Source organism: Halopseudomonas yangmingensis, assembly GCF_900114825.1.
Taxonomy (GTDB): Bacteria; Pseudomonadota; Gammaproteobacteria; order Pseudomonadales; family Pseudomonadaceae; genus Halopseudomonas; species Halopseudomonas yangmingensis.
Genome location: NZ_FOUI01000003.1, coordinates 123,591 through 140,354, shown reverse-complemented (window position 1 = coordinate 140,354; position 16,764 = coordinate 123,591). Strand labels below are relative to the sequence as shown.

The window sequence follows — 16,764 nt, the reverse complement described above, 5'->3', positions numbered from 1 at the left end:
CGCCCGGCTGCTTTGGTGCTGGCGGGTCGATAAGCTACACTGCCCCTTTGATTTACCGGGAGCCTCTGGCCATGGGTCTGATTCGTCTGGTCTTGTTACTGCTGCTGGTGTTTGCCGCGATCACCCTGTGGAAGCGTTTCAAGCTCTGGCAACAGCAACGCAATACGTCACAGGATAGCGAGCAGCCTGCCTTGATGGTCCGCTGTGCGCACTGCCGGGTGCACCTGCCGGCCGATCAGGCGTTTCCGGGTAACGGCCGCCACTATTGCTGCCCGGAGCACCGGGATGCCGATCAGCAGCCCTGAAGCAGGCCTGACGCTGCACGAACGTGTGCTGCGCCTGTTCAATCTGTATCGCGTGGTGCTGGGCTTCGGTCTGGCCCTGCTGACCAGTCCGCGTCTGCGCGAAGGGCTGCTCAGCCTGCATGATCCGGATCTGTATGAGGCCGCGAGCTGGATCTACCTGTTTATCGGCCTGATGACCGCGCTGATGCGCCATGACGGCAGCCGCGACATCCATCTGCTGGTACTGGCCAGTGTCGATATTTTTTTGCTGGGACTGGTGTTCTATGCCGTTGGCGGCGTCAGCAGCGGTTTTGGCAGTCTGCTGCTGATCCCGGTGGCGGCCGGCAACATCCTGCTGCACGGGCGTACCGGTCTGTTGCTGCCAGCCTTTGCCAGTCTGCTGCTGATCTATCTGACCTTCTTTCTCAGCCTCAACGACAGCAACAGCGGACAGAACTACCTGCAGGCTGGCGTGCTGGGCAGCATCCTGTTTGCTGTTGCCCTCTTCGTTCAATGGCTGAGCCGACGCCTGCGCCAGTCGGAATCACTGGCCGAGCGCCAGGCCGTCAGTCTGGCCAGCCTTGAACAGCTTAATCAGGCAGTGATCCAGCGTATGCGTACCGGCATTCTGGTACTCAACCCGCTGCAGCAGGTACATCTGTTCAACGAGGCCGCCGCACAATTGCTGGGACGAACCATTATCCCCGGCATTCGACTGGCCGAGCTGTCGGATACGCTGGCTGATCGCCTGCACAGCTGGCAGGACAACCCGCAAAGCCGACTGGGCAGTTTTCGCAACCAGAGCAACGGCCTGGACATCATGCCCAGTTTCAAGCCGCTGCCGCTCGGTGAAAGCAGCAACCTGCTGGTGTTTCTGGAAGACAACAGCCATCTGGCCCAACAGGCACAGCAACTCAAGCTCGCCTCGCTTGGCCGCCTGACGGCAAGCATCGCCCACGAAATCCGCAACCCGCTGGGTGCCATCAGCCATGCCGCGCAACTGCTTGGCGAGGGCAGCGCACTGGATGCCCAGGACCGCCGCCTGGTACAGATCATCCAGCAGCACTCAAAGCGCATGAACCGTGTGATCGAAACGGTGCTGGAGTTATCACGCCGACGCCCGAGCGAGCCGCAACTGATCGACCTGGGCATGTGGCTGCAACATTTCCGTGAGGATTTCCTGCACGGCTGCGCCGAGGGCGACGAGCTGATCCTGCATCTGCCCGAGGAAGAACTACTGACCCGCTGCGACCCTCAACAACTGACCCAGGTGGTTGGCAATCTCTGCCAGAACAGCCTGCGTCACAGCGGGGCGGCAGGTGAAGCCCGCCGCGTTTGGCTACGACTGTCCCGTCAAGCCGAGACAGAGTTGCCACAACTGGAGGTAATTGATCAGGGCGGAGGTATTGCTGCAGAGCATCTGGAGCAGATCTTCGAGCCTTTCTACACCACTGAAAGCAGTGGCACCGGACTTGGACTGTATATTTCACGCGAGCTGTGCGAGAGCAACCAGGCGCAGCTGCAATGCCTGCCTGCAGAAAACGGCTGTTGCATGCGGATCACCTTTGCCCACCCGAAACGGCTGGTATGATGTAGCGATTTTCTGCCTGAATGGATCACCATGAGCAAACCTCTGGCCCTCATCATTGATGACGAACCCGACATTCTCGAACTGCTGGACATGACGCTGGCACGGATGAATCTGCAGTGCCGACGCGCCGGCACACTGCAACAGGCGTTGCAGTTGCTCGACAGCGAAGAGTTCGATCTGTGCCTGACCGACATGCGCCTGCCTGACGGTGACGGATTGCAGATTGTGCGCCACATCCAGCAGCAGCACCCGCGCCTTCCGGTGGCGATGATCACCGCCTATGGCAGCCTGGATACCGCCATCAGCGCACTCAAGGCCGGCGCCTTCGACTTCCTGACCAAACCGGTGGATTTGCAGCGACTGCGCGAACTGGTCAACCAGGCACTGCGGCTAGGGCAAACCGACAACGACAGCCAGCATGCCGAACAGGACGACCAGTTACTCGGCATATCGCCACCCATGCAACACCTTCGCCGACAGATCGACAAGCTGGCGCGCAGTCAGGCACCCATCTATATCAGTGGCGAGTCCGGTAGCGGCAAGGAACTGGTCGCCCGCCGCATTCACCAACTGGGGCCGCGACGCAGCCAACCCTTTGTACCGGTAAATTGCGGTGCAATACCTGCCGAGTTGATGGAAAGCGAGTTTTTCGGCCACCGCCGGGGCAGCTTCAGTGGTGCCGTAGCGGACAAACCCGGCCTGTTCCAGGCTGCCGAGGGTGGCACGCTGTTCCTCGACGAAGTCGCCGATTTGCCCTTGCACATGCAAGTCAAGCTATTGCGGGCAATCCAGGAAAAGGCCGTACGGCCGGTTGGCAGCCAGCAGGAACAACCGGTGGATGTCCGGTTGCTATGCGCCACCCACAAGGATCTGGCAGAGCAGGTAGCCAACGGGCATTTCCGGCAGGATCTGTTTTACCGGCTGAACGTCATCGAATTACGCGTCCCGCCACTGCGCGAGCGCCGCGAGGACCTGCCACTGCTGTGCGACAGTATTCTGTCCCGCCTGGCCGAGCGCAGCGACATGACGCCACCTCGCCTGACACCGGCTGCCGTGGAAAAACTTGCCAATTACCGCTTCCCCGGCAACGTGCGCGAACTGGAAAACATACTGGAACGCGCCTTTACCCTGTGCGAAGGCTCACTGGTTGATGGCCAGGATTTGCAACTGGAGCAGTTGAGCCCATCGACAGGGGACAGTGACAACCTGACCCACATCGATTCACTGGAAGACTATCTGAACGATATCGAGCGTCGGGCCATCACCCAGGCACTGGAGGAAACCCGCTGGAACCGCACCGCAGCCGCCAAGCGGCTGGGCCTGAGTTTCCGTTCACTGCGTTACCGGCTGAAAAAGCTCGGCCTGGACGACTAGGGACTGTACCCGGCGTGCCGCTCAAGCGGCACTGCCAATACCCCGTGTGGCCGGATTGTAGGGTGCCGCATCCAACTCAGCGGGCTGGCCATCCATCAGCGCCGCCAACAGGTGGCAGGACGCTGGCGCCAGTACCAGACCATTGCGGAAATGTCCGCAGTTCAGCCACAGCCCCTGAACCTGCGGCAACTCGCCGATCCACGGCACGCCATCCGGCGAGCCTGGCCGCAAGCCTGCCCACTGCATGACCGGCTCGATGCCGGCCAGTGCCGGCAGCATACGTTCGGCGGCGGTCTTCAGGGTTGCCAATGCCTGATCATCGGTAGTTTTGTCAAAACCACTGTATTCCAGGGTACTGCCCACCACGATATGACCGTCACGACGGGGAATGGCGTAGCGGCCGTCGTACATCACCATGCATTCCAGCCAGCCCGGCGGCATCTTGTACAACAGCATCTGGCCCTTGACCGGTTCTACCGGCAGTTCCACACCCAGCGGCTGCAGCAGCCCGGCACTCCAGGCACCGGCAGCCAGCACAACGGCATCGGCAGTAAAGGTTTGCGGTCCGCTGCGGACCCCCACACAACGCCCCTGCTCGACCAGCAGACTGCTGACCGGGCAATGTTCCTGCAACTCGAAACCGGCAAACTGGCGCAAGCGGGCACGCAGCGCCTGCATCATCCGCGGGTTACGCAGGTTTGCCAGATCAGCCTGCCACAACGCACCGGAAAAGCCCGGCGCCAACTGTGCCACCCGCGAGTACAGCTCGGGCTGTTCCAAAGCCTGCAAATCACGCTCATTGCGCTGCGCCCAGTCCAGCGCCAGATCGCGCTCCTCGGCATCCAGCCACATCAACCCGCAAGCGGTCAGCTCCGGGTCAATACCGGTAGCCTCAGCCAGGGACGCGGCCAGTTGTGGATAAGCACGCTGCGACCAGTTGGCCAGCGCACTGATGGCCGTGCAGTAATGCCAGGGATATAAGGGAGTAACCAGTCCGCCTGCAGCCCAGGAGGCTTCACGGCCGGTTTCCCCGGCCTCCAGCAGGGTTACCTGCCAGCCACGCTGCAACAACTCCAGCGCACTCAGGCAACCCATTACACCACCACCCACCACTATCGCCTGTCGCATCCGCACTCCCCGCATCGAAGCTGATGACGTACCGGCCGAACGGTCGGCACCGAAAAACGTATGACAATAACCCAGGCACCGAATATCCCGCCATGACCAAAAGCATGGAAAATCCTGTCAGAACCTGCATCAGACGCGACTTTCGTACCCCTGTCGACAGAGTGCCTCACCGACCGGAAAGGAGTATCATTGCCGGCAGTTTCACCCAAGAGGCGACATGTTAATGACAGCAAAAGATATCGACGTATTGCTGGTCGGTGGTGGCGTCATGAGCGCTACCCTGGGAATGTTGCTCAAACAGCTCGATCCAAACATGACCATTACCCTGGTCGAACGCCTGGATCACGTTGCCCACGAGAGCACCGATGGCTGGAACAACGCGGGTACCGGCCATGCCGGCTACTGCGAGTTGAACTACACACCGGAAAATGCCGACGGCAGCATCAGCATTGATCGTGCACTGGCGATCAATGCGGCCTTTGAGTCCTCCCTGCAGCTGTGGTCCTGGCTGGTCGAACAGAACATCCTTCCGCAGCCGCACAACTTCATCAACCAGACACCGCACCAGAGTTTTGTCTGGGGCGAGAAGGACGTGGCTTTCCTGCGCAAGCGGCATGAACTGCTGAGCGCCCACCACCTGTTTGCCGGCATGCAGTACAGCGAGTCACCCGACACCCTGGCTGAATGGATGCCGCTGGTGATGGAGCAGCGCAAACCCGGCACGCCGATCGCCGCCACCCGTGTTGATCACGGTGCCGACGTCGACTTCGGCTCACTGACCCGCAGCATGATCGACTGGCTTCAGCAGCAGGACAACTTCGAACTGCTGCTGTGCCATTCCGTGGACAGCCTGCACAAGAGCTCAAAGGGCTACTGGAAGGTCAAGGTCGAGGATGACCGTGAGGGTGAGCACAAGCTGTTCAATGCGCGGTTCGTGTTTATCGGTGCCGGTGGTGGTTCACTGCCGTTGCTGCAGAAATCGGATATCGACGAGAGTCAGGGATACGGCGGCTTTCCGGTCAGCGGCCAATGGCTGGTGTGCCAAAATGAAGAGATCGTCGAGCGTCACCATTCCAAGGTGTATGGCAAAGCTCCGGTCGGTGCTCCGCCCATGTCGGTACCACATCTGGACACACGCATCATCAACGGCAAACCGGCACTACTGTTTGGTCCCTTTGCCGGGTTCACCACCAAGTTCCTGAAAAAGGGCTCGGTGTTTGACCTGTTCTCTTCGGTGCGTGCACAGAACATTCGCCCGATGATGTCGGTCGGCATGGACAACATGGACCTGACCCGCTATCTGATTGCCGAGTCATTCCAGTCGCACAAGGACCGGGTAGCGTCCCTGAGCAACTTCTGCCCCCAGGCTCGCGAAGAAGACTGGCGCCTGCAGGACGCCGGCATGCGCGTGCAGATCATCAAAAAGGATGCCAACGGTCAGGGCAAGCTGGAATTCGGCACCGAAATCGTTGCGGCAAAGGATGGCAGCCTGGCTGCCCTGCTGGGTGCCTCACCGGGCGCCTCGACCGCCGTGCAGGCCATGCTCGATGTGCTGCAGCGCTGCTTCCCGCAGCGCCTCGCCAGTCCCGAGTGGCAGGCGCGCCTGCGCGAACTGGTGCCGGCCTACGGTCAATCGCTGATCGAGGATGCCGACCTGCTCGAGAAGGTACGCAGCCGCACACTCGATACCTTAGGCCTCAAGCGTAAGGCCTGAGTATCAACGGCGGCAACTCGGGTTGCCGCCGCTTTTTCCGACTCACCCCCACCACCTTGTTGCCCGCACTGGCCAGACCTGTTCAGGGCCGGGCCTGCTCCTCAGCCTGCTCAAAGCGTCGAATACGTTCACCGGTGGACGGATGGGTAGACAGCAGCATTTTCAGGCCACGCCCAGCTTCCTGATCAGTATCTGGCGGATCAAGCCGGCGCATGATGTTGCTGAAATGCACCGGCGAAATACCCTGCTGTAGCAAGTACTGGAGAGCGAAATCGTCCGCTTCACGCTCCATATCCCGTGAATAGCCGAGCTGACTAAGCGCCAGTGGCAAGGCGGCAGCAATTTCCGAGGCAGCCGACAGGTCACCGGTTACGGAAATCATCAACCAGGCCACCAGCGAGGTCTGGATAATGCCGCGCAGGTTGTGCCGGTGCACCACATGCCCCACTTCGTGGGCAAGGATTGCCAGCAACTCGTCATCGTGCCCGGCAAGGGCCACCAGCTCATCGGTAAAAATCACAACACCAGCCGGAAGAGCCAGTGCATTAGCCCCAATGCCGCTCTCACCGGAGCGGAACAACAACTCAATGCCATGCCCAGGGTAGGATGCCGACAACAGCTCCAGGTGCTCCGCAAAATAGGCACGGATTGCCTGTTCGCGCTGAGGGTCCAGCTGACTGGGCTTCAGCCAGAATCGATCCAGTGCCGACAGCGTCTCGCGACCCAGATAAGTCTCGACCTCGACCGGCAGAGCGTGGGCAATCATCCTGGAAGCCCAGGGCACGCCCCAGAACACCCCGCCCAGCAGCAAGCCGACCAGCAGCACCACACTGAACAGGATCAGCCGCAGATTGGACTCCAAACGGCGCAACAAGCCTGCCCCGTGGTACCCGGGCAGCCCTTGCAGGACGTCGCCCAGGCCGGGCTGGTCAGCGCACTCGAATACGGCTCCATCCGGCAGGTGCAGGTAGTAACGGCCACTGCCTACCTGCATACCATGCCTGATCTGCTGCAACTCAAGTCGCCGCTGAATACCATCCACTTCAAGCAGCAGAACAGCACCCAGACGACGTATAGAGGCGGCTTTCGGGAGGCTGCTGCGGCCGTCCAGAAAACTGCCTTGCACATACTGATCAGACGCCAAGGACGCCGACATCGAAGGCCTCGCCCAATTCCATGCCCAGCGCCCTCTGCTGGCGTTGCTCAGCCGCCAGGAACTGGTCCAGATCGCCATTCACCAGCACATCGGTGCAACTGGCACGGTACCGGGCCATACGCACCTTGGCCCAGGGAGTGAACAGCCCCAGTGTGAGCACAATAAACAGGGTGTTGCTAAAAAATATCCAGACCATGCGACGCTTGCCCAGACGCGACTCAAAACCATGCGTACCCAGTTTCAGGCTCCTGTAAACCATGTTTGGCAGTGCCGCCATAAAATAACCGAACGCCAGAAGGTAGGCGGCAAATATCAGCAACCCGCCAAGCGGGCCAATCACCGGCACCAGCATGAACAAGGAACCACCAATGACCAACAACAGCACCATACCCAGCATTTTCAGCACAAACAGGTAATAGTCACCGGCCGTCAGCTGCAGGCTGAACGGGGTGGTACCGAAACGGGTGTTATCCAGCACAAACTTCTGGCTGCGATACATGCTGTAGGGCACCAGCAGACCCAGCGTCAGGATGCTCAGCAGCGGCCAGACATAAAGCACCATAAAAGCTTGCCAGTAGCTGCCATCAAAGCCGAAGCGGATATTGCGCCAGGCACTGTTGTGCATATTGAAGCGCAACGCTGCCACAACCACCCAAGGTGCCAGAGGAATAAACAGCAGCATCAGGACCAGCGCACCCACCATGCTCAGGTTGGACACCACAACCCAGACAATCAGTGCGACCAGCGCGATCAAACGTCCGCGAAAAATCACCCAGGGATCAGCCAGATACTGGAAGCTTGAGCCTTCAACGCTGGTATGGCCGTAGAAATACTGGTTATTGCGCACCTTGGCCCAGGGCGCATAGAAACCCAGTGTGAGTACCATCAGAATGATATTGACGATCCAGATACCGAAATACTCGGCACCCTGACCGCTGAATTGCACTGGCGACACCCGCTGGGCAGAGTCAACAGCATCCTTTACGGGTGGCGTCGAAGATACGACAGGTGCGACTTCAGCGGGCTGCTCGGCCTGACTGGTCTGCTCGACCAGCTCAACCACCAACCCTGCTCCGCGCAGTCGCTCGGCCCACTGCTCGGCTTGCGCCAGACTCAGGCCGCTACGCAGCACCGCAGAACGGGATTGTAGTAACTGGCGCGCCTTGTCGGCGGGCATACCGAGCTTTTCAAGCGCGGCAACAATCTGGTCGGATGAAAAACCTTCGACGGTGTCGCCACTGAAGCGCACCTTGAAAAAAGTGGTCTGCATGACTGGCATCCCTGTGTTGTTGTGGCGGGCCGTCCCCCGACGACCCTTTTGAACTTCCCTGACCGTCACTTCTGATGGCAAAGCTGTTGCCCTGCGCCGAACAAAACCGCAAGCCTGACGGATCAACGGTCATTCAAACAGTCACCACCGAGCATTGCAAGTTACTCCACCAGATCTTCCCAGCGGTAGCGCAAATCGAGTGATTCGCCCCGCTGATGCAGCCTCACCCAGGCCGCATCCAGATCATCACGCAACTGTTCGGCTCGCGGCGAGTGCCTAGAGATCAGCAGTCGCATACGCTCACTGGATACAATTTGCAGGGGAAGCATCGGCATGCCGCGCGCCTGCAACAAAGGGCCAACCTGGGCAACATACTGCAGCAGATAGTCGCCCCGGCCACGCAGCAACATCTCAAGGGCGCCAGCATGCGAGTTGCTGTGATGTCGCAACAGGCCGTCAACGCCCGCCAAGGCATTCAGCAGCGGCTCGGTATAGGTGTAATTGGTGATGGTGATCAGCGAACTGCCTTCAAGTCCGGCAGGCCAGTCAACGGCGGGTGTTCCCGGCCGCCGCAGCAGGGCTATCTCGATCAACCCGAGATCGCCGCGAGTTACCAGTGTGTGCTCTTCAAGGAAGGGCTTGTTGAGCATGCCCGGCCAGATCTCCACACTGCCGTCAGCCAGTCCACCCAGCACGCGTGCCGGTGGTAGCAGGCGAACCTCATAGTCGTAGCCTGCCTCTTCAAGCAGTCGCACTACAATATCAACACCGGCACCGGTTGCCTGGCCAGCTGCGCCCATCTCGGCATAACCGGCAAACGGCATCATGCCCACCCGAACCGGATCGGGTTGGGCATGGGTACTACTGCAAGCCGTGATCAACAGCAGATACAACAAAACTCTCTGCATACTCACCCCCGTTCAGCACAATGCGGGTGAGCCGGCGAATGGCTCGTGACCACCCGCCGCAGCCACTGCACTGTCAGTCGCGGTATACCGGATGACGCGCACAGATCGCCTCGACCTGCCCACGCACACGCTCGATTACCGACTCGTCACCCATGTTCCCGAGAATATCGCAGATCCAGCCAGCCAGGTCACGGCAGTCCTGCTCGACAAAACCGCGGGTAGTCACCGCCGGAGTGCCGATACGCAGGCCCGAGGTCACGAAGGGTGAACGCGGATCGTTAGGCACGGCGTTCTTGTTCACCGTGATATGCGCACGACCAAGGGCGGCATCCGCATCCTTGCCGGTAATGTCCTGTTTGATCAGCGACAGCAGGAACAGGTGGTTCTCGGTGCCGCCAGACACAACGTCAAAGCCACGGCTGATGAATACCTCGGCCATGGCCTTGGCGTTCTTCACCACCTGCTGCTGGTAGACCTTGAACTCGGGAGTCAGGGCTTCCTTGAAGCAGATCGCCTTGGCCGCGATCACATGCATCAACGGGCCACCCTGGCCACCGGGAAATACCGCCGAATTGAGCTTCTTCTCCAGCTCTTCGTTGGCACGCGCCAGGATCAGGCCGCCACGCGGACCACGCAGGGTCTTGTGGGTGGTGGTGGTAACCACATCGGCGAACGGCACCGGGTTCGGGTAGACACCGGCCGCCACCAGACCGGCAACGTGGGCCATGTCGACAAACAACCAGGCGCCAACCTTGTCGGCGATGGCACGGAAGCGGGCAAAGTCCAGCACCTGTGAGTAGGCGGAGAAACCGGCAATGATCATCTTCGGCTTGTGCTCGACGGCCAGACGCTCGATCTCGTCATAGTCGATCAAGCCAGTGTCGGGGTTCAGACCGTACTGCACAGCGTGGTACTGCTTGCCGGAGAAGTTCACCGAGGCGCCGTGGGTCAGGTGTCCACCGTGTGCCAGGCTCATGCCGAGGATGGTGTCGCCGGGGGTCAGCAGCGCCTGGAACACCGCAGCATTGGCCTGGGAGCCGGCATGCGGCTGCACGTTGGCATAATCGGCACCGAACAGCTGCTTGGCGCGGTCGATGGCCAGTTGCTCGGCGATATCGACATATTCACAGCCGCCGTAGTAACGCTTGCCCGGATAGCCTTCGGCATACTTGTTGGTCAGCACACTGCCCTGAGCCTGCATGACCGCCGGACTGGTGTAGTTTTCCGAAGCGATCAGTTCGATGTGCGCTTCCTGACGCTGCGCCTCCTGCTGCATGGCAGCCCAGAGATCGGCATCAACACTGGCAATATCATTGGAACGGCTGAACATGTCACGGCCCCCTGTCAGGACGGTATAAGGCAAAAATGAGGCGTGCATTCTACCTCATGCGAATGCGGCTGGCACATGAAATGCGCTCACTCACCGGATGAACGCGACAGCAACGCAGCCAGTGTTGCCGCCGGCATCGGCCGACCCAGCCAATACCCCTGCACCTCGTCGCAGCCAAAGCTTGCCAGCAATTCGAACTGTTCAGCGTCTTCCACACCTTCTGCCAGAACCCGCACACCCAGACCGTGAGCCATGACGACCATGGTCTGGGTCAACTGCGCATCACGTCCACCGGCGGTCATTGCCTGAATAAAACTGCGATCGATTTTCAGGGTATCGATCGGCAACAGCTTGAGGTAACTGAGCGAGGAATAACCGGTTCCGAAATCATCGATAGCCAGACTGACACCCAGCTTTTTGAGTGACTGCAAGGTATCCCTTGAACTGTCGATATCCTTTAACAGGGTTGACTCGGTAAGCTCCAGCTCGATCTGCGACGGATCCAGTTGATGGCGTTGCAGCGCTTGCCGGAGTTGTGACACCAAACGCTGGTCAGCCAGCTGCCGGGCGGACAGATTGATCGCCAGCCGTGGCATGTGCAGACCCCGCGCCTGCCATTCCGCCAACTGGGCGCATGCACGCTCCAACACCCAGTCACCGAGCACACCGACCAATCCGAGTTCTTCGGCCATGGGCACGAAATCCGCCGGCGATACTGCACCACGCTGGGGGTGCTGCCAGCGCACCAGCACCTCGGCACCCGTCAACTGGCGGTCGGCACAACTGAACTGAGGCTGGAAGTTGAGATGCAGCCCACCCTCCTGCAGGGTACGACGCAAATCATTCTCCAGACTGAGTCGTGCCATGGCGCTGGCATTCATGCCGTCATGAAAAAACTGGAAGGTATCCTTGCCCTGCCCCTTGGCGTGATACATGGCCGTATCCGCATGCTGCAGCAGTTCTGACTCGTTACCGCCGTCCTCAGGGTACAGCGCAATCCCGATACTGGCGCTGATATAGCACTCCCTGCCCTGCAATACGAAAGAAGGCGCCAGCCCCACCAGCACTTTTTCCGCGACATGCGCTGCCACCGACATGGCGCTGTCACGCCCAGCCAGATTCCCCAGCAACAGGGTGAACTCGTCCCCGCCCATCCGCGCAACCGTATCGGTATCACGCACGCAGGACTGCAGCCGCTGCGCCACCTCGCGCAGCATGGCGTCACCGGCCGCATGCCCCAGGGTGTCGTTGATCGGCTTGAAGCGATCCAGATCGACAAACAACACCGCCAGCCAGCTCTGGTCCCGCGCTGCCTGGCGCAACGCCGCCGCCAGCCGATCCTGGAACAAAGAGCGATTCGGCAATCCGGTCAGCACATCGTAGTAGGCCAGACTTTCGATGCGCTGCTCACTGGCCTTGCGCTCGCTGATATCGACAAAGAACCAGACGTAGCTAACCAGATCGCCTTCGCTGTCACGTACCGCAGTAATACCGGTCCATGCTGGAAACTCTTCACCATCTCGACGCCGCAACCACAACTCCGCTTCCCAGCGCCCCTGCCTCAGGAGCTGCTCGTGCAGCCCGGCAAACCAGTTCACATCATGCACGCTACTGGCCAGCATTTCAGGCTTTTGGTCCACCACCTGATCAGCGCTGTACTGGGTTATCTGACTGAAGTTTTCGTTGACCTGGACTACATAGCCGGCCGGATCGGTGACCATGATCGCGCCTGTGGTGTTCTCGAACACCGTGGCCGCCATGCGCAGGCGGTTTTCCGTACGCCGCTGCTCGGTTATGTCGCGGGCAATTCCAAGCAGACCAAGGAACTGACCGTAGGCATCCCACATCAACGAAACCCTTAACTCCAGGGGGCAACGATGACCGTCGGCTTTGACGCAGTCGAAACTGATTTCACGATAAAAACCATGCCGACGCAGACGTGCAGATGCCTCGTTATCAACGACCCGATGGCGTAATTCACGAATCAGATCAACCATGAAGGTACGGTACCGGTCACCGGCAACAAAATCGGCAAAGCCCCGCTCAATCACCTGATCGGGGGTATAGCCCAACGTGTGTCGTACCGAGGGGCTGACATAGTCCAGGCGGAAGTCACTGCCGGTAGACCAAATAACATCAGAAATATTTTCTGCCAGCAAACGATAGCGCTGTTCGCTTGTCGTCAGCCGCAAAGAGCTCTCGACATGCTGATGAATATCCCGCACCAGGCCTATCACCAGCTTCGGCCTTCCGCCGGCATCCCGCGACATTATCCGGCAGCGGATACTGAACCAGCGCCAGCTTCCGCTCTGATGACGCCAGCGCACCCGCCACTCGTGCTCTCGCTCCCCCAGTACCTGCAACAGGTTCTGGTTGATCGTCATGTACTCCTGGTCATCGGGGTGCAGCAAACGGAACACATAATCTTGCGGCAGTTTTTTCTGCTCCTCAGCGGTATAGCCAAGTACCCGGGCAAGATGGCGGTTAAAGAAGGTATAGCGCCGTTGCTGAAGATCCTGGATATACAGAATATCCGGCACCTCACGCAGCACTTCACTCCAGAACTGTTCACGCTGCATCAGCGTCAGCTCAACCTGCCTACGGGTGCTGATATCACTGATACTGAGGGTGACAGCCGAGTAATCTTCGAGCTGCTCCGGCAGCTTCATTACCACCCAGATATGCCGCATACCACCGCCGGGCGAAGGCAGCGGAGTTTCCAGCTCCAGCCGTTGCGTGCGGTCAGCCACCGCACACAACAGTCGATAGCGCGCCCCACCAGGTCGCAAAGGGCGAACGCTGTGAAGCAGATCCTCAATCTGGCTACAGCTATCAACACCAAGCATCTGCAGCAGCTCAGGATTGGCATCCAGAACATGCAAGGTACTCACCAATAGCTGCTCTCTCTCTGGATGCCCTTGCAACCACTGCTGCAACGCCTCGGCATCGTGGATCTGCAAACGGTCCAATAGCTCACGCAAACGCCGCAAATCCAGCAAACCCACGGCAATGCCAACCCCGGAAAAAATATCGTGGTAGCGCCTCTCGCTGTCACGCAAACTCAGCAGCGAACGCTGGCTGCTATGTTGCAGGTTGCGGTTGATACGCATCAGCAAGGTAATCAGCCAAATGCCGGCCAGCATCAACAAAATAAAGCCAATCACCACCACCAACTTGCTGCGCATCAGTTGCAACCGGTAGCTGTCGAGAAATCGCTCGTCAGCCAACGCATGAATCTGCCAGAGCGTTCCAGACAACGGTGCGCTGACTCGCACCCTGGATCGCATTGCAGCATCCAGCCCCATATCCCTTGGATACTCCAGCAACTCACCTTGCTGAATCACCAGCACACGCCCCTTGCCACTGTCCTCAACCATCCACAAAAAGCCGCTCCCAGGCTGGACGGGCAAGAGTTCATCCAGGAAACGCACATCCAATTGCAACACCCAAACATGCCCGATACGCTGACTGGGCAACAGCCAGTAAAGCACCGGTGCATTGAAGGAATGTTCCAGATAATGACCGTAACCTTGCAGCACCAACAGGCGCGCCGCCGGCAGCCACTCCCAGGTCATCAGAGGATCAGGGTCAGTGACATCCACCAGCTGCAGCTGCTGTAACTCCGGGCGTAATGTCTGCACCAGCTCGAACATGCCTTTTTCATCTGTCATGACGGCAAGCTCATCAAGCAGCAATTGCAGGCTGAGTGCACGCGCACCCAGACTTCCATCCGCCTGATCAGCCAGCAACCAGACGCTCTCCTCCATCTGCTGCTGGTGGCGTTCGGTGAACAGGCGCAAATCGGTAGCCATCTGCCAGGCCATCAGCAATGAGAGCAATAATGTGGCGCACAGCGTCAACATTAAACCGTGACGCGCACGAAACTGCATCTGCCGGGTATTCGGCAAATCTTCAAAGCCTGTCGTCAATCGCTCTTGATGTTTGGTACTCAAAGGGCTGCGTGCTCCCGTCATACTACGCTGGCCTTATCGGGTAGTTTGTCCGGGCAAGCGTTTGCCCTTGCCTGCCAGTTCAGCTAGCCTAACCGGCATTTGCCGTCTGCCACCCATGGCGGTTACATCCGGCAAGAAAATCCCTGCTTACTTTACTCGTCATACAGGTTCGCCACCATGGCTCAATACGTTTACAGCATGCATCGGCTCAGCAAGGTAGTACCGCCGAAGCGTGAAATCCTGAAGAACATCTCGTTGTCGTTTTTTCCTGGTGCCAAAATCGGCGTACTGGGCCTGAACGGCGCAGGTAAATCCACCCTGTTGCGCATCATGGCCGGTGTCGACAAGGAGTTCGACGGCGAAGCTCGCCCTATGCCCGGCATCAAGGTCGGCTACCTGCCACAAGAGCCTGAGCTGGACCCGAGTAAAACAGTGCGCGAGATTGTCGAGGAAGCTGTCGGCGAGATCAAGGACGCCCAGGCGCGCCTGGATCAGGTGTACGCCGCCTACGCCGAGCCTGACGCCGATTTTGATGCACTGGCCGCCGAGCAAGCCAAACTGGAGGCAATTCTGCAGGCTGCCGATGGCCACAACCTAGAGCGTCAGCTGGAAGTCGCTGCCGATGCGCTGCGCCTGCCGCCGTGGGATGCGCAGATCGAACACCTGTCTGGCGGCGAGAAGCGCCGCGTGGCGCTCTGCCGCCTGCTACTGTCGGCCCCGGACATGCTGCTGCTGGACGAACCGACCAACCACCTGGATGCCGATTCGGTAGCCTGGCTGGAGCGCTTCCTGCACGACTTCCCCGGCACCGTGGTAGCGATCACCCACGACCGCTACTTCCTCGACAATGTGGCCGGCTGGATCCTCGAACTGGACCGCGGCCACGGCATTCCGTTCGAGGGCAACTACTCGCAGTGGCTGGAATCCAAGGCCGCACGCCTGGACCAGGAAGCCAAGCAGGAAGCAGCCCACAGCAAGGCAATGAAGGCCGAACTGGAATGGGTACGCAAGGGTGCCAAGGCTCGCCAGGCCAAATCCAAGGCGCGTCTGGCACGCTTCGAGGAAATGCAGTCGCAGGAGTTCCAGAAGCGCAGCGAAACCAACGAAATCTATATACCGGCCGGTCCGCGCCTGGGCGACAAGGTCATCGAGTTCCACAACGTGTGCAAGTCCTTTGGCGACCGCGTGCTGATCGACAACCTGACGTTCAGCGTACCCAAGGGTGCGATTGTCGGGGTGATCGGTGGCAACGGCGCCGGCAAGTCGACCCTGCTGCGCATGATCACCGGCAAGGAGCAGCCTGACACTGGCAACATCGTCATCGGTGATACCGTACAGGTAGCCAGTGTCGACCAGAGCCGGGATAACCTCGACGGCAGCAAGACCGTCTGGCAGCAGGTATCCGACGGCTTCGACATGATCAAGGTCGGTGGTTACGAAGTGCCCTCACGCGGCTATGTCGGACGCTTCAACTTCAAGGGCGCCGACCAGCAGAAGTTCGTCAAGGACCTGTCCGGTGGTGAGCGTGGTCGCCTGCACCTGGCGCTGACCCTGAAACAGGGCGCCAACGTGCTGCTGCTCGACGAACCCTCCAACGACCTTGACGTGGAGACCCTGCGCGCCCTGGAAGAGGCGCTGCTGGACTTCCCCGGCTCGGCCATCGTGATCTCCCACGACCGCTGGTTCCTCGACCGTATTGCCACCCACATCCTGTCCTACGAGGATGATGGCCAGGTGACCTTCTTCGAGGGCAACTACACCGAGTTCGAGGAAGACCGCCGCAAGCGACTCGGTGAAGCCGCTGCCCAGCCGCACCGGGTACGCTACAAAAAGCTTGCCTGAGCCTGACAAGCTGCGCCCCATGATGGGGCGCAGCCATGACCAAAACCTTAACGCACGGCATTTTTCACACAGGCGACATTGCACCATAAAAGTGCGACACCTGTTTTTCTTGCTTCGCGACTTTGTGTCACACCCGCTAAAACCCCCGCAAAGCCTGCAATTTCCAAGCCCGCACCAGATTTGTGCGCTCATTTTTTTGTCAAGCACTATTTCG

11 protein-coding genes are annotated in these 16,764 nt (G+C 59.5%); 5 read left to right on the top strand and 6 right to left on the bottom strand.

Annotated elements, in window-relative coordinates; all coding sequences use genetic code 11:
* The first annotated feature begins 71 nt into the window (after nt 1-71).
* The 3 genes from BMZ23_RS04770 to BMZ23_RS04760 are packed head-to-tail and all read left to right on the top strand — an operon-like array spanning nt 72 to nt 3,249.
* Nucleotides 72-305 carry a PP0621 family protein gene (locus tag BMZ23_RS04770; protein WP_245748118.1) on the top strand — a complete coding sequence of 78 codons (234 nt, stop codon included), beginning with the start codon at nt 72-74 and terminating at the stop codon, nt 303-305.
* Nucleotides 286-1,875, top strand: coding sequence for an ATP-binding protein (locus tag BMZ23_RS04765; RefSeq protein WP_093473451.1), 1,590 nt, complete (start codon nt 286-288; stop codon nt 1,873-1,875). The genes BMZ23_RS04770 and BMZ23_RS04765 overlap by 20 nt, the downstream gene beginning before the upstream one ends.
* 30 nt (nt 1,876-1,905) lie before the next feature.
* Entirely contained in the window at nt 1,906-3,249 is a 1,344-nt protein-coding gene (locus BMZ23_RS04760) for a sigma-54-dependent transcriptional regulator (protein ID WP_093473449.1), read from the top strand.
* Between the two features lie 21 nt (nt 3,250-3,270).
* Here the strand turns inward: BMZ23_RS04760 and thiO are convergent, their stop codons facing one another.
* Nucleotides 3,271-4,377, bottom strand: coding sequence for a glycine oxidase ThiO (gene thiO / locus BMZ23_RS04755; protein WP_093473447.1), 1,107 nt, complete (start codon nt 4,375-4,377; stop codon nt 3,271-3,273).
* A 223-nt stretch (nt 4,378-4,600) separates the two neighbouring features.
* Here thiO and mqo point away from each other — a divergent pair, with 223 nt between their 5' ends.
* Nucleotides 4,601-6,091 carry a malate dehydrogenase (quinone) gene (gene mqo / locus BMZ23_RS04750; RefSeq protein WP_093473445.1) on the top strand — a complete coding sequence of 497 codons (1,491 nt, stop codon included), beginning with the start codon at nt 4,601-4,603 and terminating at the stop codon, nt 6,089-6,091.
* 82 nt (nt 6,092-6,173) lie between these two features.
* On the opposite strand, the gene BMZ23_RS04745 is transcribed toward mqo, so the two are convergent.
* From BMZ23_RS04745 to BMZ23_RS04725, 5 genes are all read right to left on the bottom strand, one after another.
* On the bottom strand, nt 6,174-7,247 hold the full coding sequence (locus tag BMZ23_RS04745) for a M48 family metallopeptidase (RefSeq protein WP_177197219.1): 1,074 nt from the start codon (nt 7,245-7,247) through the stop codon (nt 6,174-6,176).
* The gene (locus BMZ23_RS04740) at nt 7,225-8,517 is read right to left on the bottom strand and encodes a YjgN family protein (RefSeq protein ID WP_177197218.1); all 1,293 of its coding nucleotides are present in this window, start codon (nt 8,515-8,517) and stop codon (nt 7,225-7,227) included. The genes BMZ23_RS04745 and BMZ23_RS04740 overlap by 23 nt, the downstream gene beginning before the upstream one ends.
* Before the next feature lie 161 nt (nt 8,518-8,678).
* On the bottom strand, nt 8,679-9,425 hold the full coding sequence (locus BMZ23_RS04735) for a type 2 periplasmic-binding domain-containing protein (protein WP_143069563.1): 747 nt from the start codon (nt 9,423-9,425) through the stop codon (nt 8,679-8,681).
* A gap of 73 nt (nt 9,426-9,498) precedes the next feature.
* A complete protein-coding gene (gene glyA / locus BMZ23_RS04730; RefSeq protein WP_093473436.1) occupies nt 9,499-10,755 on the bottom strand; it encodes a serine hydroxymethyltransferase in 1,257 nt (418 codons plus the stop codon).
* An 86-nt stretch (nt 10,756-10,841) separates the two neighbouring features.
* On the bottom strand, nt 10,842-14,567 hold the full coding sequence (locus BMZ23_RS04725; protein WP_177197217.1) for a sensor domain-containing protein: 3,726 nt from the start codon (nt 14,565-14,567) through the stop codon (nt 10,842-10,844).
* A 318-nt stretch (nt 14,568-14,885) separates the two neighbouring features.
* Between BMZ23_RS04725 and ettA the strand changes: the two genes are divergently transcribed.
* Nucleotides 14,886-16,550, top strand: coding sequence for an energy-dependent translational throttle protein EttA (gene ettA, locus BMZ23_RS04720; RefSeq protein ID WP_093473432.1), 1,665 nt, complete (start codon nt 14,886-14,888; stop codon nt 16,548-16,550).
* Nucleotides 16,551-16,764: the final 214 nt, after the last annotated feature.